18 protein-coding genes are annotated in these 20,386 nt (G+C 68.0%); 11 read left to right on the top strand and 7 right to left on the bottom strand.

The features are described 5' to 3' along the window. The first annotated feature begins 53 nt into the window (after positions 1-53). The 6 genes from eno (at position 54) to ToN1_RS21150 (ending at position 6,518) form a co-directional block, all read left to right on the top strand. The gene (gene eno, locus ToN1_RS21175; protein WP_169204655.1) at positions 54-1,337 is read left to right on the top strand and encodes a phosphopyruvate hydratase; all 1,284 of its coding nucleotides are present in this window, start codon (positions 54-56) and stop codon (positions 1,335-1,337) included. 149 nt (positions 1,338-1,486) lie between these two features. Next, the gene (ppc, locus tag ToN1_RS21170; RefSeq protein WP_210147891.1) at positions 1,487-4,273 is read left to right on the top strand and encodes a phosphoenolpyruvate carboxylase; all 2,787 of its coding nucleotides are present in this window, start codon (positions 1,487-1,489) and stop codon (positions 4,271-4,273) included. Between the two features lie 28 nt (positions 4,274-4,301). Further along, on the top strand, positions 4,302-4,580 hold the full coding sequence (locus ToN1_RS21165; RefSeq protein WP_169208937.1) for a SemiSWEET transporter: 279 nt from the start codon (positions 4,302-4,304) through the stop codon (positions 4,578-4,580). Next, on the top strand, positions 4,577-4,972 hold the full coding sequence (gene gloA2 / locus ToN1_RS21160) for an SMU1112c/YaeR family gloxylase I-like metalloprotein (RefSeq protein ID WP_210147890.1): 396 nt from the start codon (positions 4,577-4,579) through the stop codon (positions 4,970-4,972). Before ToN1_RS21165 ends, gloA2 begins: the two co-directional genes overlap by 4 nt. Positions 4,973-5,096: 124 nt before the next feature. Then, a complete protein-coding gene (locus tag ToN1_RS21155; protein ID WP_244860850.1) occupies positions 5,097-5,861 on the top strand; it encodes an enoyl-CoA hydratase-related protein in 765 nt (254 codons plus the stop codon). Between the two features lie 129 nt (positions 5,862-5,990). After that, positions 5,991-6,518 (top strand): M48 metallopeptidase family protein, encoded by a 528-nt coding sequence (locus ToN1_RS21150; RefSeq protein WP_210147889.1) that lies wholly within the window; start codon positions 5,991-5,993, stop codon positions 6,516-6,518. A gap of 6 nt (positions 6,519-6,524) precedes the next feature. Here ToN1_RS21150 and dbpA read toward each other — a convergent pair whose 3' ends face one another. The 4 genes from dbpA to hydA form a co-directional block, all read right to left on the bottom strand. Next, positions 6,525-7,982: an ATP-dependent RNA helicase DbpA gene (gene dbpA / locus ToN1_RS21145; RefSeq protein WP_210147888.1), complete on the bottom strand. Its 1,458-nt coding sequence runs from the start codon at positions 7,980-7,982 to the stop codon at positions 6,525-6,527. Positions 7,983-7,996: 14 nt separating this feature from the next. Further along, the gene (locus tag ToN1_RS21140) at positions 7,997-8,455 is read right to left on the bottom strand and encodes a hypothetical protein (protein ID WP_244860849.1); all 459 of its coding nucleotides are present in this window, start codon (positions 8,453-8,455) and stop codon (positions 7,997-7,999) included. A gap of 224 nt (positions 8,456-8,679) precedes the next feature. Continuing rightward, the gene (locus tag ToN1_RS21135; RefSeq protein WP_210147887.1) at positions 8,680-9,858 is read right to left on the bottom strand and encodes an alpha-hydroxy acid oxidase; all 1,179 of its coding nucleotides are present in this window, start codon (positions 9,856-9,858) and stop codon (positions 8,680-8,682) included. A gap of 128 nt (positions 9,859-9,986) precedes the next feature. Next, positions 9,987-11,426 (bottom strand): dihydropyrimidinase, encoded by a 1,440-nt coding sequence (hydA, locus tag ToN1_RS21130; protein WP_169208860.1) that lies wholly within the window; start codon positions 11,424-11,426, stop codon positions 9,987-9,989. A 329-nt stretch (positions 11,427-11,755) separates the two neighbouring features. Here hydA and ToN1_RS21125 point away from each other — a divergent pair, with 329 nt between their 5' ends. Beyond that, positions 11,756-12,502: a GntR family transcriptional regulator gene (locus tag ToN1_RS21125; RefSeq protein ID WP_244860848.1), complete on the top strand. Its 747-nt coding sequence runs from the start codon at positions 11,756-11,758 to the stop codon at positions 12,500-12,502. Positions 12,503-12,527: 25 nt separating this feature from the next. Here ToN1_RS21125 and ToN1_RS21120 read toward each other — a convergent pair whose 3' ends face one another. Further along, positions 12,528-13,304 carry a GntR family transcriptional regulator gene (locus tag ToN1_RS21120; RefSeq protein WP_169208858.1) on the bottom strand — a complete coding sequence of 259 codons (777 nt, stop codon included), beginning with the start codon at positions 13,302-13,304 and terminating at the stop codon, positions 12,528-12,530. A 309-nt stretch (positions 13,305-13,613) separates the two neighbouring features. On the opposite strand from ToN1_RS21120, the gene ToN1_RS21115 reads away from it, so the two are divergent. The 4 genes from ToN1_RS21115 to ToN1_RS21100 all read left to right on the top strand — a co-directional run bounded on the left by ToN1_RS21115 (position 13,614) and on the right by ToN1_RS21100 (position 17,388). Beyond that, positions 13,614-14,924, top strand: a complete 1,311-nt coding sequence (locus tag ToN1_RS21115) for an MFS transporter (RefSeq protein ID WP_169208857.1) — start codon at positions 13,614-13,616, stop codon at positions 14,922-14,924. A gap of 75 nt (positions 14,925-14,999) precedes the next feature. Next, complete coding sequence (locus ToN1_RS21110; RefSeq protein WP_169208083.1) at positions 15,000-15,728, top strand: maleate cis-trans isomerase family protein; 729 nt, start codon at positions 15,000-15,002, stop codon at positions 15,726-15,728. A gap of 22 nt (positions 15,729-15,750) precedes the next feature. After that, on the top strand, positions 15,751-16,494 hold the full coding sequence (locus ToN1_RS21105) for an aspartate/glutamate racemase family protein (protein ID WP_169208082.1): 744 nt from the start codon (positions 15,751-15,753) through the stop codon (positions 16,492-16,494). A gap of 51 nt (positions 16,495-16,545) precedes the next feature. After that, positions 16,546-17,388, top strand: a complete 843-nt coding sequence (locus ToN1_RS21100) for a fumarylacetoacetate hydrolase family protein (protein ID WP_169208081.1) — start codon at positions 16,546-16,548, stop codon at positions 17,386-17,388. 89 nt (positions 17,389-17,477) lie between these two features. Here ToN1_RS21100 and ToN1_RS21095 read toward each other — a convergent pair whose 3' ends face one another. Beyond that, on the bottom strand, positions 17,478-18,533 hold the full coding sequence (locus ToN1_RS21095; protein ID WP_169125834.1) for a 2-oxoacid:ferredoxin oxidoreductase subunit beta: 1,056 nt from the start codon (positions 18,531-18,533) through the stop codon (positions 17,478-17,480). Beyond that, the gene (locus ToN1_RS21090; RefSeq protein WP_169208080.1) at positions 18,530-20,386 is read right to left on the bottom strand and encodes a 2-oxoacid:acceptor oxidoreductase subunit alpha; all 1,857 of its coding nucleotides are present in this window, start codon (positions 20,384-20,386) and stop codon (positions 18,530-18,532) included. Before ToN1_RS21090 ends, ToN1_RS21095 begins: the two co-directional genes overlap by 4 nt.

The raw sequence follows: 20,386 nt of genomic DNA, 5'->3' as shown, positions 1-20,386 counted from the left end.
CCAGGCTTTTCGATATCGGCCCTTTTTCTTCCCCGAATACGCCCCGAACGACCATGACCGCCATCACCTCGATCGAAGCCCTCGAAATCCTCGACTCCCGCGGCAACCCCACCCTGCAGGCCACCGTGCGCCTCGCCTCCGGCCACGCCGGCACCGCCGCCGTCCCCTCCGGCGCCTCCACCGGCGCGCGTGAAGCCCTCGAACTGCGCGACGGCGACCCGGCGCGCTTCGGCGGCAAGGGCGTCACCAAGGCGCTCGCCAACGTCGAAGGCCCCATCGCCGCCGCGCTGAGAGGCCGCGACGCCCGCGACCAGGGCGCGATCGACGCGCTGCTCGTCGAACTCGACGGCAGCGCCGACAAGTCGCGCCTCGGCGCCAACGCGCTGCTCGCCGTGTCGCTCGCGACCGCCCACGCCGCCGCCAACGCGCAAGGCATCCCGTTCTACCGCCACCTCGGCGACGCCTCACGCGGCTTCACGCTGCCCGTGCCGCTGATGAACGTCATGAACGGCGGTGCGCACGCGAACAACAGCCTGGACATCCAGGAATGCATGATCGTGCCGCACGGCTTTTCCCGTTTCGGCGACGCGCTGCGCGCCGGCGTCGGCGTCTTCCATGCGCTGAAGAATCTCCTCGACAAGAAGGGCTACCCGACCTCGGTCGGTGACGAAGGGGGCTTCGCGCCCAACGTCAGCGGCACGCGCGAAGCGCTCGACCTGATCGTCGAAGCGATCGAGCGCGCCGGCTACAAGCCCGGTTCCGAGATCGCCCTCGCGCTCGACTGCGCCGCCTCGGAATTCCACAAGGACGAGGCCTACCACCTCGACGGCGAAGGCAAGCGCTACTCGCGCGCCGAGTTCTGCGGCTACCTCGCGGACCTCGTCAGCGACTACCCCATCGTCAGCATCGAGGACGGCATGGCCGAGGACGACTGGGCCGGCTGGGGCGTGCTCACCGACCGCCTCGGCCGCCGCGTGCAGCTCGTCGGCGACGACCTCTTCGTCACCAACACCGAGATCCTCGCCAAGGGCATCGAGAAGGGCATCGCCAACGCGATCCTGATCAAGCCCAACCAGATCGGCACGCTCAGCGAGACGCTCGCCGCAATGGAGATGGCACACCGCGCCGGCTACGCATCGATCGCCTCGCACCGCTCGGGCGAGACCGGCGACACCACGATCGCCGACCTCGCGGTGGCGACCGCCTGCGGCCAGATCAAGACCGGCTCGGCGAGCCGCTCCGACCGCGTCGAGAAGTACAACCGCCTGCTCGCGATCGAGCGCGAGCTGGGCGCGGACGCGCGCTTCGCTGGCTCCAAGGCCTTCGCGTCGCGCTGAACGCCGCGACCTAACGATTGCTCTCCAACCGGCACCGCATCACAACGCTCACTCCCTGGCGGTGGTGCCGGTCCTTTTTACACCCCTGAACGCATCGCGCGGACGGTTTCCCGCCCCGCGGTGCGCTCCCCGCCTTGCAGAATCCCGCCGTGAACGCTGCCCTCCCCGCTGATCCGAACCCCGACAAAGACCAGGCCCTGCGCGACGACATCCGCCTGCTGGGCCGCCTCCTCGGCGACACGGTGCGCGCCCGCGAAGGCGAGGCGGTGTTCGAGCTCGTCGAACGCATCCGCCGCGACTCCATCCGCTTCCGCCGCGACGCCGACCACGGCGCACGCGCGGAGCTCGAAGCCGCGCTCGACCGCCTCTCGCGCGAGGACACCCTGCACGTCGTGCGCGCCTTCAGCTACTTCTCGCACCTCGCGAACCTCGCCGAAGACCAGCACCACATCCGCCGCTCGCGCGCACACCTGATCGCGGGCTCCGCGCCGCGCGAAGGCAGCCTCGCGCTGGCGATGAACCGCGCCCTCGACGCCGGCCTCGACGCCACCGCCCTGTCCGATTTCTTCGCCAGCGCGCAGATCGTGCCGGTCCTCACCGCCCACCCCACCGAAGTCCAGCGCAAGAGCATCCTCAACTGCCAGACCGCGATCGCGCGCCTGCTCGACCAGCGCGACCGTATGCTGCTCACGCCTGAGGAATGCCGCGAGAACCACGACGCGCTGCGCCGCGGCGTGCTGACGCTGTGGCAGACCCGCATGCTGCGCCCCGCCAAGCTCTCGGTCGTCGACGAGGTCAACAACGGCCTCGGCTACCACGAGACCACCTTCCTGCGCGAAGTGCCGCGCCTCTACGCGAACATCGAGGACGCGCTGGCCGAGCGCGACGAAAGCCTCGCGGCGCACGAACTCCCCGCCTTCCTGCAAGTCGGCAGCTGGATCGGCGGCGACCGCGACGGCAACCCCTTCGTCACCGCCGACATGCTCGAACAGGCGCTGGCGATGCAGTGCGAACGCGTGCTCGATCACTATCTCGACGAACTGGAGATCCTCGCCTCGCAGCTCTCCCTCGCCTCGCTGCTGGTGCCCGCCTCGGACGAGCTGCTCGCGCTCGCCGACACCTCGCCAGACCGCTCGCCGCACCGCAGCGACGAACCCTACCGGCGTGCCGTCACCGGCATCCGTGCGCGCCTCGCGGCGACCCGGCATGCGCTGCTCGGCGACCCCGCCGCACCGGCGGCGGCCCGCCCCACCGCGCCCGACGCGGTCCCCCCCTACGCCGACCCGCAAGCCCTCGCCGCCGACCTCGACATCGTTCATCGCTCACTGCTTGCGAACGGCTCGGCCGAACTCGCCCACGGCCGCCTGCGCCGCATCCGCCGCGCGGTCTCCGTGTTCGGCTTCCACCTCGCGCCGATCGACCTGCGCCAGAACTCCGAGGTGCACGAGCGCGTCGTCGCCGAACTGCTCGAAGTGGCCCAGCCCGGCACCCGCTACGGCAGGCTCACCGAGGAGCAACGCATCTCGCTGCTGGTCGCCGAACTCGCCAGCGCGCGGCCCCTGCACTCTCCCCACTACACCTACTCCGAAGAGACGGCCTCCGAGCTCGCGATCTTCCGCATGGCGCGCGAAGCGCACCGCCGCTACGGCCCGGCCTCCGTGCCCAACGCGATCATCTCCAAGACCGACGGCGTGTCCGACCTGCTCGAACTCGCCGTGCTGCTCAAGGAAGCCGGCCTGCTCGATCCGCGCAGCGACACGCTCGCCGTGAACGTGATCCCGCTCTTCGAGACCATCGCCGACCTGCAGGCGAGCGGCCCGGTGATGGACCGCCTGCTCTCGCTGCCCACCTGGAAGCGCCTCCTCCCCTCGCGCGACCGGACGCAGGAAGTCATGCTCGGTTATTCGGATTCCAACAAGGACGGCGGCTTCCTCACCTCCGGCTGGGAGCTGTACAAGGCCGAGATCGCGCTGGTCGAAGTCTCCCGCCGTCACGACGTGCGCCTGCGCCTCTTCCACGGCCGCGGCGGCTCCGTGGGGCGCGGCGGCGGGCCGAGCTACCAGGCCATCCTCGCGCAGCCCGGCGGCGCCGTGCAGGGCCAGATCCGCCTCACCGAACAGGGCGAGGTCATCGGCGCAAAGTACGGCAACCCCGACGTCGGCCGCCGCAACCTCGAAGTGCTGGTCGCCGCGACCCTCGAAGCGACGCTGCTCTCCGGCGACGAACCCGCCCCGCGCCCGGACTTCCTGGAAGCCATGGACGATCTCTCCGACGCGGCCTTCCGCGCCTACCGCGCCTTAGTCTACGAGACGGACGGCTTCGAGACCTACTTCCGCGAGTCGACCATCGTCGACGAGATCGCCCAGCTCAACATCGGCTCGCGCCCCGCCGCCCGCAAGAAGACCTTCGCGATCGAAGACCTGCGCGCGATCCCGTGGGTCTTCAGCTGGTCGCAGTGCCGCCTGATGCTGCCCGGCTGGTTCGGCTTCGGCGCCGCCGTCGACGCCTTCGTCGGCCGCCACGGCGCCGCCGGACTCGACCGCCTGCGCGCGATGCACCGCGAGTGGCCCTTCTTCGCGACGCTCCTCTCGAACATGGACATGGTGCTCGCCAAGAGCGACATCGCGATCGCCAGCCGCTACGCCGGCCTCGTGCGCGACGTGCAACTGCGCGACGCGATCTTCCCGCGCATCCGCGCCGAACACGAGGCGACCGTCGCGGCCTTGCTGAAGATCACCGGTCAGTGCGAGTTGCTGGACGCCAACCCCCTGCTGAAGCGTTCGATCCGCAACCGCTTCCCCTACCTCGACCCGCTCAACCACGTGCAAGTCGAACTCCTGCGCCGCCACCGCGAAGGCGCCGACGACGAACGCATCCGTCGCGGCATCCACCTGTCGATCAACGGCATCGCGGCCGGCCTGCGCAACAGCGGATAATGCCGACCTTTGACCGACACCCCCGGCCATGACCGCCACCGAAGCCATCGGCTACCTCGCCGCCCTCCTCACGACCGCCTCCTTCGTGCCGCAGGCGCTGCACATCTGGCGCACCCGCGACGCCCGCGCGATCTCGCTCGGCATGTACTCGGTGTTCTCCACCGGCGTCGCGCTGTGGCTCGCCTACGGCGTGCTGGTCGGCTCGTGGCCGGTGACGCTCGCGAACGTCGTCACGCTGTTCTTCGCCCTGAGCATCCTGTTCATGAAGGTCCGCTACGACCGTGAGCGGCGGGAGCGGCGCCCATGACCGGAATCGCGCTCGGCAGCCTGCACCACGTCGCCATCATCTGCGGCGACTACGCGCGCTCGAAGCGCTTCTACACTGAAGTGCTCGGCCTGCGCGTGATCGCCGAGACCTGGCGCGCCGCGCGCGACTCGTGGAAGCTCGACCTCACCCTGCCCGACGGCACGCAGCTCGAACTCTTCTCCTTCCCCGCCCCGCCGCCGCGCCCCACCCGCCCCGAAGCCCGTGGCCTGCGCCACCTCGCCTTCGCGGTCGCCGACCTGGACACCGCCGTGCGCGCGCTCGAAAACCACGGTGTCGCGGTCGAGCCGATCCGCCTCGACGAACTCACCGGCCGGCGCTTCACCTTCTTCGCCGACCCGGACGGGCTGCCGCTGGAGTTGTACGAAACCTGAGCCGCACACGCCGATCGCGATGCGGCGATACCGCATCCCTTATAGTCGCGACTGGCGACGTGCACTTGGCCGAGCCCGTCCGCCCGAACCCCTGATCGAAGCAGCCATTCATCGGAGAACGACGGTGAGCAAACTGGATGTGACAATCGAAGACGGCGTGGGCCAGATCGTGCTCAAGCGCGCCGAAGCCCTGAATGCCCTGAGCCGCGCCTTCTGCAACGAGATCGATACCGCCGTGGCGGCGTTCGAGGCCTCGCCCGAGGTGCGCGTGATCCTCATTGCCTCGGCCCTCAAGCACTTCTGCGCCGGCGCCGACATCCGCGAGATGTCGGGGATGACGCACGAGGAGGCGGTCGCCGAGGCCTTCGTCGGCTGCGTGAAGACCTTGGGCGAAGCGCGCAAGCCGGTCGTCGCCGCCGTGAACGGGCTCGCCGCAGGCGGCGGCTGCGAACTCGTCGAGATGTGCGACCTCGTCGTCGCCGGCGAATCGGCGCGCTTCTGCCACCCGGAGATCACGCTCGCGGCGATGCCGGGGGCGGGCGGCACGCAGCGTCTCGCCCGCGTCGTGGGCAAGCACGTAGCGATGGACCTGCTGCTCACCGGCCGCGCGATGAATGCGCAGGAGGCGCTCGCCGCCGGACTGGTGTCGCGCGTCGTGCCGGACGCCGAACTCGCGTCGACGGCGCTCGCCATCGCCCGCAAAATCGCCGCGTTCTCCAGCCCGGTGGCATGCCGCATCAAGGAGAGCGTGCGCAGCACGCAGACGGGACTTGCCGAAGGGCTGCTCGCGGAGCGCGAGCGCTTCCACCGCTGCTTCCTCGAGGACGATTTCCGCGAAGGCCTGCAGGCCTTCCTGGACAAGCGCCCGCCGGCGTTCCGCCACCGCTAGCTGCGGGCGCTGCCGACCGCAGGCGCCTGTTGACCTTGCCACGAGGGCAAAGTTGAGCATGACCTCCACAGGCCGGCGCGAGCGGCCCGGTCACCGGTACAATCGCGCCTTCGCGACACCCGACCGCCCATGCGCCCCCGCCCCACCCCCAATTACCTCGCCGGCTACCCGCCCGCCCTCGCCGCCCAGGTCCACGACTTGATCGGGCAGGACCGGCTCGCCGAGCTGCTGCTGCGCAAGTACCCGCAGGCGCACGCCGTGCGCACCGACAAGGCCTTGTACGATTACGTGCAAGACATCAGGGGCGAGTACCTGCGCAATGCCGGGCAGTTGAGCAGGGTGGCCTTCGACAGCAAACTGCAGGTCATCCAGCATGCGCTCGGCACCCACACGCGCATCGCCCGCGTCCAGGGCGCGAAGCTCAAGTCGAAGTGCGAGATCCGTGTCGCGACCGTCTTCCGCGACATGCCGGAAGCATTCCTGCGCATGATCGTCGTGCATGAGCTTGCGCACATCCGCGAGCGCGAGCACGACAAGGCCTTCTACCAACTGTGCTGCCACATGGAGCCGGACTACCACCAGCTGGAGTTCGATGTGCGCGCCTACCTCTGCCACCTCGACACCACCGGCCGACCGCTGTGGTCGGCCGCCGCCTGACGCGCGTCAGTCGCCCAGCGCGCGCACCTTCACCGGCTTGCCCTTGAGCCGGCCCGCGGACAAGCGCCGCACGGCCTCGCGCGCGATGTCATGCACGACCGCGACGTAGGTCGTCTGGTCGGTCACGGTGATCTTGCCGACCTGCTCGCGCGTGAAGCCGGCCTCGCCCGTCAGCGCGCCGAGCACGTCGCCGGGGCGGATCTTGTCCTTGCGCCCGCCGAGAATCTGCAGCGTCACCATCGGCGGCACGAGCGGCGATTCGTCCCCGCCCTGCAGGGAACCCAGGCCATGCCACTCCGGCTCGATGCCCGTCACCTGCGCGATGGTGGCCACGCGGCGCTTATCGGACGGGCTGCACAGCGTCAGCGCCCAGCCGTCCTCGTCGGCACGGCCGGTGCGGCCAATACGGTGGATGTGGACTTCCGGATCCGGCGTGACGTCGACGTTGATCACCGCCTCGAGTTGCGCGATGTCGAGGCCACGCGCGGCCACGTCGGTGGCCACGAGCACCGAACAGCTGCGATTGGCGAACTGGATCAGCACCTGGTCGCGCTCGCGCTGTTCGAGATCGCCATGCAGCGTCAGCGCATGGAAGCCCTGCTTGTGCAGAACCTCGACCAGGTCCCGGCACTGCTGCTTGGTGTTGCAGAACGCCAGCGTGCTGACCGGGCGGTAGTGCTTGAGCAAGGTGCCGACGGCCTGCAGGCGCTCCTCATGCTTGATCTCGTAGAAGCGCTGGCGGATCTTGCTGCCTTCGTGCTGCTCGGCGAGCTTCACCTGCTGCGGGTTGCGCAGGAACTGCTGTGCCAGCCGCTCGATCCCCTCGGGATAGGTGGCGGAGAACAGCAGGGTCTGCCGCCGCACCGGGCACTGGCTGGCGACGAACGCGATGTCGTCGTAGAAGCCCATGTCGAGCATGCGATCGGCTTCGTCGAGCACCAGCGTGTTGAGCGCATCCAGCCTCAGGCTGCCGCGATCGAGATGATCCATGATGCGCCCCGGCGTACCGACGACGATGTGCGCGCCGTGCTCCAGGCTCGCCCGCTGCGGGCGCATGGTGGTGCCGCCGCACAGCGCCAGGATCTTGATGTTGTCTGCGGCGCGCGCGAGACGGCGGATCTCCTGCGTCACCTGGTCGGCCAGTTCGCGCGTCGGGCACAGCACCATCGCCTGCACCGCGAAACGACGCGGGTTCAGGTTGGTAAGCAGCGTCAGCGCGAAGGCCGCCGTCTTGCCGCTGCCGGTCTTCGCCTGTGCGATCAGGTCGTGGCCGGCCAGCGCCAAGGGCAGGCTGGCCGCCTGGATCGGCGTCATCGTCCGGTATTCGAGCTGCTCCAGCGTCGCCAGTAGCGCCGGCGACAGCGGCAACTCGCCGAACGGCCGCCCGGCTAGCGTCGGCCCCGGGGCCGCCGTGGTCGGGTCCGGGGCGGCCACGGCCGCTTGCGGCGGCAACGATTCGCTCATGCTCACCTCGTGCCTCAGCCCTTGCGCCGACGCGCCGCGCTGGCCGGCTTGCGCCAGTGCCCCGCGCGCTTCCTTTCGGTTTCGACGGTCTTGGGCTTGGGCATCAGCAGGTTCTGGCCCGCCCCTTGTCCCGAAGCGCGGTGTGCAAGGATCGCAGCGTTCAGTTGCTCGACCGTTGGCACGGCCGCGCCCTGCTCGCCCTGCGCGACGTGCGCGGCAAGCCGCTGGCGGACTTCGAAGATGCGCTCGGCCGTATCGGCCTTCTTCGGCAAGCCGGTAACGATCGCCTGCGAGGCCGCGCTCAACGTGAAGCGTCCCTCCTCCGCGCAGACGAGGCCGTTCGTCGCCAGGCGTTCGAAAGACTCGGCCAGCTTGGCCTCGGAAGGAATCGCCCCCTGCAGCAGATCGACTGCGGCGATGGCTTCGACAAGCTCGGCGGGGCGCCGCTTCGAAGCGAGTGCCAGGGCAAGCAACAGGAGTGCGTCAATATCGTGAAGCGGGTGCATCGAATACCTTTGAAAAACTGCAGGGCAATGAATCGGAGGGGGCGCATCGCGCCACTGCCGCGGCACGGAAGGGATGGACGCGGGGCACGGCAGGCACGGAAATCGTCCGCAAGGGCGAGAGTGTAAGCGCTCGGAGCGCACGCGACGCCAATAAGTTGCGGGGCGCCGCAAGCGCCCCTGCACACATCTCGTCAGCGCAGCGGCAAACGCACGCAGTCCGGCCCGACACCGGTCAGTACCGGGCACCCCAGCAGCGCAAGGGTGCGGTCGATCTCCGAACGCAGGATCTCCAGCGCCCGCGCCACACCGGGCTTGCCTGCCGCCGCGAGGCCGTACAGGGTCGCGCGCCCCGACATCGCCGCGTCCGCACCCAGGGCCCGCGCCTTCACGAAATCGCTGCCGCGGCGCAGACCGCTGTCGATGATCAGCGTCATCTCCGGCCCCACCGCCTCGCGGATCTCCGGCAGCACGTCGATCGGCGCAACGCAGGTATCGAGCTGCCGGCCGCCGTGGTTGGTGACGACCAGCCCGTCCACGCCCAGCTGCCTTGCGCGCAGCGCATCGTCGGGCCGCAGGATGCCCTTCACGATCAGCTTGCGCGGCCACAGCTCGCGCAGCCACGCGACGTCATCCCAATTCAGCGACGGATCCATCTGGCTCGACAGGAAGGTCGCCGCATTGCGCGCGCTGTCCTGCCCCGGCGGCAGGAAGTCGCCCAGGTTGCGGAAGCGCGGCATGCCGTGCGGGATCAGCACGTCGAAGAGCCAGCGCCAGCGCGTCGCGACATCGACCAGGTTGTCGAAGTTGAGCTTCATCGGCGCGCGATAGTTGCGCCGGTCCCACTCGCGATTGCCGAAGGCCGCGACGTCGGTCGTCAGCACGATGGCCTCGGAGCCCGCCACCTCCGCCCGCTTCACGACCCCGGCAAGGTTCTCCCGATCCTTGAACGGATAGATCTGCATCCAGTGGCGCACCCCGGACTCGACGATGCGCTCCAGCGACACCGTCGACACCATGCTCTGGCACATCGGGATGCCGGCATCGCGCGCCGCCTCGGCGAGCATCAGGTCACCCTCGTGCGACAGCAGGCCGTTGAAGCCGGTCGGCGCGATGATCGCCGGCATCGCGATGCGGCTGCCGAACAGTTCGCAGCCGAGATCCCGCTCCGACACGTCGACCAGCGTGCGCGGCTGGAAGGTCACCGCGTCGAATCGCGCGCGATTCTGGTGCAGCGTCACTTCGTCGTCCGCGCCGCCGTCGAGGTATTCGAAGCAGAAATTGGGGATGCGCGCCGCGGCCATCGCGCGCAGTTCGACAATGTTCTGGGCGCGACGCGGATCGCCGCCCCGGTAGAGTTTGCGCATCGGCATCGCGCCCGTTCCCAAAGCAAAAAAGTCCGCCCCACGATACCGGAGGCGGACTTCGCTTGCCAGTCGTCCATCATGATACGGGACGCGCCGCGCACGGCACGCGACGATGAATCGCGCGCGCCAGGCTCCTAGCCTTCCCGCACCAGCCTGCGCTCGCTCTTCGGCCGCGCCGGCAGCGGCTTGGAGCATTCGAGGAAGCGTCCGCGGCCCTTGCGCGCCTGCGCCCGGCCGTTCGCCCACACGACCTCGCCGCGCGAGATCGTCACGCCCGGCCACGCCTTCAGGTGCATGCCCTCGTAAGGCGTGTAATCGACGTTGTGGTGCAGATCCTCGTTGCGGATCGTCACGTCGACATCGGTATCCCAGATCACGATGTCCGCATCGCAACCCACGGCGATGCTGCCCTTGCGCGGATACAGGCCATACAGGCGCGCGACGTTGGTCGAGGTCAGCGCGACGAAGCTCTGCGGGTCGATGCGGCCCGTGAGCACGCCTTCCGAGAACAGCAGCGCCATGCGCGTCTCCAGCCCCGGGATGCCGTTCGGGATCTGGTCGAAGGAGGCGTTTTCGCCCGCCGCCTTCTTGCCCTGCGGATCGTCGAAGCGGAAGGGCGCGTGGTCCGACGAGAAGAGCTGGAACACACCGTTCTCCAGCCCGTCCCACACCACCTTCTGGTTCGCCTTGTCGCGCGGCGGCGGGCTGCACACGCATTTCGCGCCGTGCAGGTCGTCGCCCTCGAGGTGCTCGCTGGTCAGGAAGAGGTACTGCGGACAGGTCTCGCCATACACCTGCAGGCCGCGCCCCTGCGCCCAGCGGATCTGCTCGACCGCCTCGCGCCCCGACACGTGCACGATCAGCACCGGCACATCGACGAGCTCGGACAGCGAGATCGCCCGGTGCGTCGCCTCGCGCTCCACCAGCATCGGCCGCGACGCCGCGTGGAAGCGCGGCGCGGTGTGGCCAGCCGCGAGGAGCTGTTCGGTGAGCCACGCGATGCAGTCGGTGTTCTCCGCGTGGATCATCACCATCGCCCCCTCGCGCCTCGCCACCGCGAGCGTCTCGAGGATCTGGCGGTCGTTGAGCTTGAGGTCGTCGTAGGTCATGTAGATCTTGAACGACGTGTAGCCCTCCTTGATCAGCGCCGGCAGTTCGCGCTGCAGCACGTCCGGCGTCGGGTCGCTGACGATCAGGTGGAAGGCGTAGTCGATCACCGCCTTGTCGCCCGCGCGCGCATGGTAGTCATCCACCGCCGCCCGCAGGGACTGCCCCTTGAACTGGCAGGCGAAGGGCAACACGGTGGTCGTGCCGCCGCAGGCCGCCGACAGGGTGCCGCTATAAAAATCGTCGGCCATCTTCGTGCCGTCGTTCATCGGCTGATCGAGGTGGCAGTGTCCGTCGATGCCGCCCGGCATGACGTAGCGCCCGGCCGCGTCGATTTCCTCACGACCGGCGGGCAGATTCCTGCCCAGCGCGGCGATCACGCCGTCGCGCACACCGATCTCGCAATCGAACTCATCCGCCGCCGTCACGACGTGGGCGTTGCGCACCACCAGGTCGAAACTGTCCATTGTTGTCTCCATATTTATCGGGGTCTGGCCGGCGAATGCGATCTCCACTGTTTGGGACGACACGCCTGTCCAATATCAATATCTATTTTGTCGACAATTTATCGATGTTTTTTCCGACATGCAAGCAAAATTCATCGACTACCGCCGACCCAGACAAAGCAAATCGGACTTGCGCACAAGGAGGCCAGTAGTTCGAACGTCGACTCAATAGTTCGGAAATGCAGACAGGCCGCGGGCTTTTCTTGCCGCTGCATCCGCGCGAATCGTAGAATTCGAGACTCGGCCCGGCTTTGCGGGCCCCTCAGGCGCAGGACGACAGGATGGAAAAAATGACGGTCAAACAGCGCGGCAGCCGCGCATCGTCGCCCGCCCCCTTGCACGACGAGCGGCTGGCGAACGATGGCGAAGGCGGCGCGTCGGACCAGGAGATCTACGAGCGCATCATCACGTCCATCATGGAGCACCGCCTGCCGCCGGGCACCAAGCTCGGCGAGGACAAGCTCGCGAAGATCTTCGGCGTGAGCCGCGCGCGCGTGCGCCAGGTGCTCGCGCGCCTCGCGCTGGAGCGCGTGGTCGTGCTGCATCCGAACCGCGGCGCCTTCGTCGCCGAGCCCACCGTGGAGGAGGCGCGCGAGGTCTTCGAAGTCCGCCGCCCGCTCGAAGCGCTGGTCGTACACCGCATCGTCGCGAAGAAGGACCCGGCGATCATCGCCCGCCTGCGCGCCCACGTCGCAGCCGAGGAAGCCGCCCGCGCCGCGCGCGACCGCCGCGCCATCATCCGCCTCTCGGGCGAATACCACGTGCTGCTCGCGGAGCTCTCCGGCAGCACGCTGGCCGCACGCCTGATGCATGAACTGGCCTCGCTCACCTGCCTCATCATCTTCCTCTATGACGCCCCTTCCGTGCCCGCCTGCCGTGACCAGGAGCACTCCGAGATCACTCAGGCGCTTGCCGACGGCGACGAAGCCACTGCGATCCGTTTGATGACCGAGCATCTCCAGCACGTCGAAGCCTGCCTCGACCTCTCGCGCGGCCGCCCAGAGGAACTCGATCTGGAAGCTGCACTGGCCGGCTGAACCCGGCCCCTCCCGCGTTCCCGGATCAGGAGAAGATCCGCTCCAGGTCGTCGTCCTCCTGCGCGGCGAGACTGATGTCGAGCGACTGCTCGACGTGGTCGAGGTGATGCAGCATCAGCGCGGCGGCGGTCTCCTCGTCGCGCCGTGAAAAGGCTTCCAGCAGGCGCCGATGCTCGTCTTCCGGACAGGCCCGCCCCACGGGCGAGTCGTACAGGATGATGATCAGGCAGGTCAGCAGCGTCAGCTCGCGCATCTGCCGCGCGAGGATCGCGTTGCCGGCCATCTCCGCGATCTCCAGGTGGAATTCGCCCGACAGCCGGATCACCAGTTGGCGGTCGCGCTGCGCACGCGCCTTCTCCTCGGTGACGACCAACTCGCGCAAGCGCGCCAACTGCGCGGGCGTCGCCGACAACGCCAGCTTGCGCGCCAGCGCCGGCTCGATCAGCCGCCGCGCCTCGAATACTTCGCGCGCCTCCTCCACGGTGGGCTCGGCGACGAAGGCGCCGCGGTTCGGCACCAGCGTCACGACCATCTCGTGCGACAGGCGCGTGAGCACCTGCCGGATCATCGCGCGGCTCGCGCCGAACACCGCCGCGAGCCGCTCTTCGACGAGCTTGCGCCCCGGCGCGAGGCGATGCTCGATGATCGCCGCAAGGATGCGGCGATAGATCAGCTCCGCGTCTGCACCTGCAGCCGCCTTCGCCCGCCGCTCCTGCCCGAGGCGTAGCACCTTCGCGTCACGCTGCTCCTGCGGACGCACTGGGGTGGGCGGCCTTTCATCAAGTATCTGTCGCGTTCTCATCCTGCACTCTCGCTGGGCACGAATCCATTGTCAGCTAACTATAAACTTTTTTGTCGACAATTTATTGACTTCGTGTTGGCAGCAATTCTATAGTTCATCGCACACGGTAACGGACCACCCACGAACAACGATCCACCCGGTCGACACTTCGAGCGTGATTCGAAAACCAGAAAAGCAGAAAAGGGGCGAGGTCGCGATCCGGCACTCGCTCCACGTAGTCGGCATCAAGCCCTTTGGAGGCAACCGCATGGTCAAACGGCCGTGGCGGACTGGCCAAAACTCATCCAAGCTGTGGAAAGGAGACACCACATGAAAGCTGAAATAGCCCTCGACCGGGCGGCTGCCGTACCGGAAACGCAGACGAAGGTCCGCTGGCGGATCTTCCTGATGATGCTGTTCCTCATCTCGATCAACTACATCGATCGAGCCTCGTTGTCCGTCGCGATGCCCATGATCGCCGCAGAATTCGACATCGGCCCGGCCACACAGGGCCTGCTGCTGAGTTCCTTCTTCTGGACCTACGCCTTCATGCAGATCCCGGGCGGCATGCTCGCGGACAAGTTCGGCCCGCGCCACGTCATCGCCGGCGCCACCCTGGGCTGGGGCTTCTTCCAGGCCATCGCGGGCATGTGCACCGGCTGGGTCGCCCTGCTGATCACCCGCCTCGGCCTCGGCGCCGCCGAAGCGCCGATCTACCCCGCCGGCGGCAAGCTCAACGCGATCTGGATGACGCAGAACGAACGCGGCCGCGGCGCCACCCTGCTCGACGGCGGCGCCCCGCTGGGCGCGGCGCTCGGCGCGATCCTGATCTCGGCCCTGATCGCCGTGATGGGTTCGTGGCGTGCGGCCTTCGTCATCGCCGGCGTCGGCACCGTGCTCGCCGGCTTCTGGGCCTGGTCCTACATCCGCAACCATCCGCGCGAACATCCGGGGGTCAATGACGCGGAAGCCGAATACATCGAGGAAGCGCACGCCAAGGAACTCGCGGCATCGCCGAAGGTGACTAGCGGCAAGATCATGGAGTTCTTCCGCTACCGCTCGGTGTGGGGCATGTTCTTCGGCTGGATGTGCTTCAACGCGCTGTTCTACGGCCTGCTGACCTGGATGCCCAACTACCTGTCCAAGCAGCACGGCTTCGACATCAAGCAGATGGGCGGCGCGGTGTTCATCATGTTCTTCGCCGGCTTCGTCGGCGAGCTGATCGGCGGCTGGATCGCCGACAAGTGGAAGGAAAAGGGCGCCTCGCAGGGCAAGGTGCTGCGCACCCTGTTCGGTATCGCCTCGATCATCGCCACCGTGTCGATCTACAGCGTCGCGAAGATCACGGATCCCGTCACGGTCGTCGTGATGCTCTCGGTCACGCTGTTCTTCCTGCGCTGGTGCGGCCTGTTCTGGTGCGTCCCGTCCATCCTCGGCACGCGCAACCGCGTCGGCTTCCTCGGCGGCGTGATGAACCTGGGTGGCAACTGTGCGGGCATCGGCGTGCCCATCCTCGTCGGCCTCATCGTCCAGGCGACCGGCTCGTACTACATGGCGCTGATGCTGTTCGCTGCCGCCGGTGCAGGCCTGTTCATCTGCTCCACGATGCTGATCGACTACGACAAGAAAATCCCGGTCTGACCTCCCCCCGGGGCGCCGCGGTCATCCCTGCCGCGGTGCCCCACCCTCCCCGACCGGACTCCAACGAGGATACCCATGAGCAAACGCATCCGCCTGGGCGTGCTGACGCCCTCCTCCAACACCTCCCTCGAACCGCTGACCAGCGCCATCGTCGCCGAAGTGCCCGGCGTGTCGGCCCACTTCTCGCGCTTCACCGTCACCGAGATCTCGCTCAAGGACCAGGCCCTCGGCCAGTTCGACGACACCAAGATCCTCGAGGCAGCCAAGCTGCTCGCCGACGCCCATGTCGACTCGATCGGCTGGAGCGGCACCTCCTCCGGCTGGCTCGGTTTCGAGCGCGACGTGCAGCTGTGCCGCCGCATCACCGAAGTCACCGGCATCCCCGCAACGACCTCCGTGCTCGCACTCAACGAGATCCTCGCCAAGACCGGCACGAAGAAGCTGGGCCTGGCGACACCCTACGTGCCCGACGTACAGGCGCGCATCGTCGCCAACTACGCGACGCTGGGCGTCGACATCCCCGCCGAGCAGCACCTCGGCATCAGCGTGAATTTCGACTTCGCCGAAGTCACCGAGGACACCCTGCGCAGCATGATCCGCGAAGTCGCGCAGTCCCGCCCCGAGGCGATCACGACCTTCTGCACCAACCTGCGCGCCGCCCAGCTCGCCGACGAGCTCGAAGCCGACACCGGCATTCCGCTCTACGACACGGTCTCGACCGTCGTGTGGAAGCAGTTGCGCATGGCCGGCATCGACACGCGCACCATCAAGGGATGGGGTCGCCTGTTCCGCGAAGTGGCCTAAAGTGAAATCGGATGGATCGAAAATGAAAATCCTGCTGCTGAATCCCAACACCTCGCAGAGCGTCACCGACCGTATCGCCAACGCGGCGATGGGTGTGGCCGGCGCACAGACCGAACTCGTCACCGCGACCGCGCCGCGCGGCGTGCCCTACATCGCGACCCGCGCCGAAGCCGTGATCGGCGGCGCCGTGGCGCTCGAAATGCTCGCCGAGATGCACAGCGGCGTCGACGCGGCCGTGATCGCCGCCTTCGGCGACCCCGGCCTCGGCGGGGCGCGTGAACTCTTCCCGATCCCCGTGATCGGACTGGCCGAAGCGGGCATGCTGACCGCGTGCATGCTCGGCAAGCGCTTCGCGATCGTGACCTTCTCGCAATCGCTGGAGCCCTGGTACCACGAATGCGTCGCGTGGCACGGCCTGCGCGAGCGCTGCGCCGGCGTGCGCGCACTGGGCGGCAGTTTCCGCTCGATCTCGGACGTCCAGGACGAGAAGGAAGCGCGGCTGGTCGAACTCGCGCAGCAGGCGGTGAACGAGGACGGCGCCGACGTTGTCGTGCTCGCCGGGGCGCCGCTCGCGGGGCTCGCCCGCCGTGTGCGCGACCGCATCCCGGTGCCGGTCGTCGACTGCGTCGAGGCCGCGGTCAAGCAGGCGGAAACGCTGGTCGCGCTGAATCCGCGCAAGGCCGTCCAGGGCACCTTCGCACGTCCCGGGGCGAAGCCCTGCGTCGGCATCGCCGAGCCCCTAGCGCGCTGGATCAACCATGAGTGAGGCGCCCCGCGCGGACGCGCGCAGCCTCCTCGCCCTTCAAGGAGAATGGCTGTGAAACTCGTTCGCTTCGGAGCTCCCGGCACGGAGCTCCCCGGCCTGATCGACGCCGAAGGCAGGATTCGCGACCTGTCGGGCGTGCTGCCCGACATCAACGGCGCGGCCCTGTCGCCGTCCAGCCTCGCGCGCCTGCGCGGACTCGATCCGCAGACCCTGCCCGTGGTGCCTGCGGCCACCCGTCTCGGTGCGCCGGTCGCGGGCATCGGCAAGATCGTGTGCATCGGGCTGAACTATGCGGACCACGCGCGCGAAGCCAACCTGCCGATCCCGCAGGAACCGATCATGTTCATGAAGGCGCAAACCGCGATCTGCGGCCCGAAGGACGCGATCGTCCTGCCACCGGGCTCGGAGAAGACCGACTGGGAACTCGAACTGGTGATCGCGATCGGCACGACGGCGCGACGCGTGGCGGTCGGCGATGCACTCAGCCACGTCGCCGGCTACATGGCCGGGCTGGACATGTCCGAGCGCTACTGGCAGCTCGAGCGCGGCGGGCAATGGACCAAGGGCAAGAGCTTCGACACCTTCGCACCCATCGGTCCCTGGCTCGCGACCGCGGACGAGCTCAGCAGCCCCGGCGAGCTGGCGATGCAGCTTGCCGTGAATGGCGAGCGCATGCAGGACAGCAACACCGCCAACATGATCTTCAGTCCTGCGCAGATCATCAGCTACGTCAGCGGCGTGATGACGCTGCTGCCGGGCGACCTGATCTTCACCGGCACGCCCGCTGGTGTCGGCATGGGCATGAATCCACCGCGCTACCTGCGCGCGGGCGACCGCGTCGACGCCGCGATCACCGCCCTGGGCGCGCAGCAGCACGCCGTCGTCGCCGACTGACGGCTGCCCTCCCCTTTCCTCTTCCTTTGTGGAAATTCACCCCGCCGGAGGCAAATCCGGCGGGGATTTTTTTTGCCGCCGGCGTCGCTTCAGCGCAGCATCGCGTTGAGCGCCTCGAGCGCCTTGCTGCCCGGGCACAGGTAGGCATCGCCCAACTGGTTCAGCGGCTTCTCCACCGTATTGAGGTGGGTATGCATGTCCTGCCCGCTGCTGTCGACATACAGCAGCCCGGTCACGATCTCGCCCAGCGCCTGACGTTCCTGCAGGTGGTTCATTGCGCCGATGCGGTCCGAGGGGTCGTAGTCCACCCCCACCTTGCGCAGGTGCAGGATCGAACCGTCGTGCTGGACGACGCGGCGCAGGCTGCCCGGCGGGTAGGAGGCCTCGATCTGCGCCTTGGGCAGGATCACGTCGATGCGGTTCACCGCCGCGTTGTGCTCGCGCACGTAGTCGTAGCTCTTGGTCGACCCGCTGTGGTTGTTGAAGGTCACGCAGGGGCTGATGACATCGATGAAGGCCGGCCCGCCGTGACGCAGCGCACCCTTGATGAGCGGCACGAGCTGTTCCTTGTCGCCCGAGAAGCTGCGGGCGACGTAGGTGGCGCCGAGCTGCAGCGCGAGCGCGGCGAGATCGATCGGGTTGTCGCTGTTGATGACGCCCTTCTTGCTCTTCGAGCCCTTGTCCGCGGTCGCCGAGAACTGCCCCTTGGTGAGGCCGTACACGCCGTTGTTCTCCACGATGTAGGTCATGTTCACGCCACGGCGCATCGCGTGCGCGAACTGGCCGATGCCGATCGAGGCCGAGTCACCGTCGCCGGAAACGCCCAGGTACAGCAGGTTGCGGTTTGCCAGCGCCGCCCCGGTCAGCACCGAGGGCATACGCCCGTGCACCGAGTTGAAGCCGTGCGAGTTGCCGAGGAAGTAGTCGGGCGTCTTCGACGAGCAGCCGATACCCGACAGCTTGGCGACCTTGTGCGGCTCGATATCGAGGTCGAAGCAGGCTTGCACGACCGCGGCGCTGATCGAGTCGTGGCCGCAGCCGGCGCACAGCGTCGAGATCGCCCCCTCGTAGTCGCGGCGGGTGTAGCCGAGCGCGTTGCGCGGCGCATCGGCCGCGAGGAGCTTGGGTTTGGCGAGATAGGTCATGAGGCCACCTTGCGCTGGGGTTGTCCGATGGGGCTCACCTTGCGGTCGTTCAGGGCGTCGGCGATCTTGCCGGCGATGAAGCGCGCCGTGATCGGCGAGCCGTCGTAGTGCAGCACGCGCACGAGCTTCTTCGGATCGATGTCGCCTTCGTTGATCAGCAGCGTGCGCAGCTGCGCGCTCTCGTTCTGCTCGACGACGAACACCGCGTCGCGCTCGGCGATGAACTGCATCACCTCGTCGCTGAACGGGAAGCCGCGTACACGCAGCGTATCGGTGTGGATGCCGTCGGCCGCGAGCAACGCGCCGGCCTCGGCCATCGCGGGCGCGGTGGAGCCGTAGTAGATGACGCCCACGTGCGTGGGCTGCGCGGCCTTCTTCAGGATCGGCGCCGGCACGAGGTCCTTGGCGGTGTTGAACTTCCGGCGCAGGCGTTCCATGTTGTAGACGTAGTCGGTGCCGACCTCGCTGTACTTCGCATACGGGTTGCGCGTGGTGCCGCGCGTGAAGTACGCACCCTTGGTCGGATGGGTACCCGGAATCGTGCGGTACGGGATGCCGTCGCCATCGACGTCGAGGTAGCGGCCGAAATCCTTGCCGGCCTCGAGTTCCTCGTAGGTCATGAGCTTGCCGCGGTCGTAGCGCCGGCTGTCGTCCCAGTCGAAGGGCGCGCACAGCTGCTCGTTCATGCCGATGTCGAGGTCGGAGAGCACGAATACCGGCGTCTGCAGCCGCTCGGCCAGATCGAAGGCCTGCGCGGTGAGGCTGAAGCACTCGTAGGCGTCCTGCGGGAACAGCAGCACATGGCGCGTGTCGCCGTGCGACGCATAGGCGCACGAGAGCAGGTCCGACTGCTGGGTGCGCGTGGGCATGCCGGTCGAGGGGCTGCCGCGCTGCACGTCGACGATCACCGCGGGAATCTCGGCGAAGTAGGCAAGGCCGAAGAACTCCTGCATCAGCGAGATGCCCGGCCCGGAGGTCGCCGTGAAGGCGCGTGCGCCGTTCCAGCCCGCACCGATGACCATGCCGATGGAGGCGAGCTCGTCCTCCGCCTGCACGATCGCGTAGCGCGCGCGGCCGTTGTCGGGGTCGGTGCGGAACTTGCGGCAGTAGCTCGAGAAGGCTTCGATGACCGAGGTCGAGGGCGTGATCGGATACCAGCCCGCGACGGTGGCACCGCCGAACACGGCACCGAGGCCGCAGGCGCTGTTGCCGTCGATCATGATGCGCTCGCCCACCGCGTCGGCGCGCTTCACTCGCAGCCCGATCGGGCACGGCAGATGCTGCCGCGCGTAGTCGTAGCCCAGGCGCAGCGCATTGACGTTGGCCTTGATGAGCTGGTCCTTGCCGCGGTAACGATCGACGATGAGCTGCTCGGCCGCTGCGAACTCCATGTCGAGCAGGGCGATCAGCGCACCGACGTACATGATGTTCTTGAACAGCTGACGCTGGCGCGCATCCTCGTATTCCGCGTTGCACATCGCGGTGAGCGGGATGCCCAGCACGGTGATGTCCTCACGGAACTTCGACGGCGGGAGCGGCTTGGTCGAGTCGTAGAAGAGATAGCCGCCCCGGTCGATCGCCGCAACGTCGCGGTCCCAGGTCTGCGGATTCATCGCGACCATCATGTCGCAACCGCCGCGCGCACCGAGCCAGCCGGCTTCGGAGACGCGCACCTCGTACCATGTCGGCAGGCCCTGGATGTTCGACGGGAAGATGTTGCGCGGGGCGACCGGCACGCCCATGCGGATGATTGCGCGTGCGAACAGTTCGTTGGCCGAGGCCGAGCCCGAGCCGTTGACGTTCGCGAACTTGATCACGAAGTCGTTGGTATGTTGAATCGCTGGGGTAGTCAT

The sequence above is a fragment of the Aromatoleum petrolei genome, assembly GCF_017894385.1.
Taxonomy (GTDB): domain Bacteria; phylum Pseudomonadota; class Gammaproteobacteria; order Burkholderiales; family Rhodocyclaceae; genus Aromatoleum; species Aromatoleum petrolei.
This window is presented reverse-complemented; position numbering and strand designations above follow the sequence as displayed.

Coding starts and splice junctions, on each gene's coding strand:
- ToN1_RS21090 (WP_169208080.1), bottom strand. CDS start 20,386: ATGACTACCCCAGCGATTCAACATACCAACGACTTCGTGATCAAGTTC.
- hydA (WP_169208860.1), bottom strand. CDS start 11,426: ATGGACAGTTTCGACCTGGTGGTGCGCAACGCCCACGTCGTGACGGCG.
- ToN1_RS21125 (WP_244860848.1), top strand. CDS start 11,756: ATGACGGTCAAACAGCGCGGCAGCCGCGCATCGTCGCCCGCCCCCTTG.
- eno (WP_169204655.1), top strand. CDS start 54: ATGACCGCCATCACCTCGATCGAAGCCCTCGAAATCCTCGACTCCCGC.
- ToN1_RS21120 (WP_169208858.1), bottom strand. CDS start 13,304: ATGAGAACGCGACAGATACTTGATGAAAGGCCGCCCACCCCAGTGCGT.
- ToN1_RS21095 (WP_169125834.1), bottom strand. CDS start 18,533: ATGACCTATCTCGCCAAACCCAAGCTCCTCGCGGCCGATGCGCCGCGC.
- dbpA (WP_210147888.1), bottom strand. CDS start 7,982: ATGAGCGAATCGTTGCCGCCGCAAGCGGCCGTGGCCGCCCCGGACCCG.
- ToN1_RS21135 (WP_210147887.1), bottom strand. CDS start 9,858: ATGCCGATGCGCAAACTCTACCGGGGCGGCGATCCGCGTCGCGCCCAG.
- ToN1_RS21110 (WP_169208083.1), top strand. CDS start 15,000: ATGAGCAAACGCATCCGCCTGGGCGTGCTGACGCCCTCCTCCAACACC.
- ToN1_RS21165 (WP_169208937.1), top strand. CDS start 4,302: ATGACCGCCACCGAAGCCATCGGCTACCTCGCCGCCCTCCTCACGACC.
- ToN1_RS21115 (WP_169208857.1), top strand. CDS start 13,614: ATGAAAGCTGAAATAGCCCTCGACCGGGCGGCTGCCGTACCGGAAACG.
- gloA2 (WP_210147890.1), top strand. CDS start 4,577: ATGACCGGAATCGCGCTCGGCAGCCTGCACCACGTCGCCATCATCTGC.
- ToN1_RS21105 (WP_169208082.1), top strand. CDS start 15,751: ATGAAAATCCTGCTGCTGAATCCCAACACCTCGCAGAGCGTCACCGAC.
- ToN1_RS21150 (WP_210147889.1), top strand. CDS start 5,991: ATGCGCCCCCGCCCCACCCCCAATTACCTCGCCGGCTACCCGCCCGCC.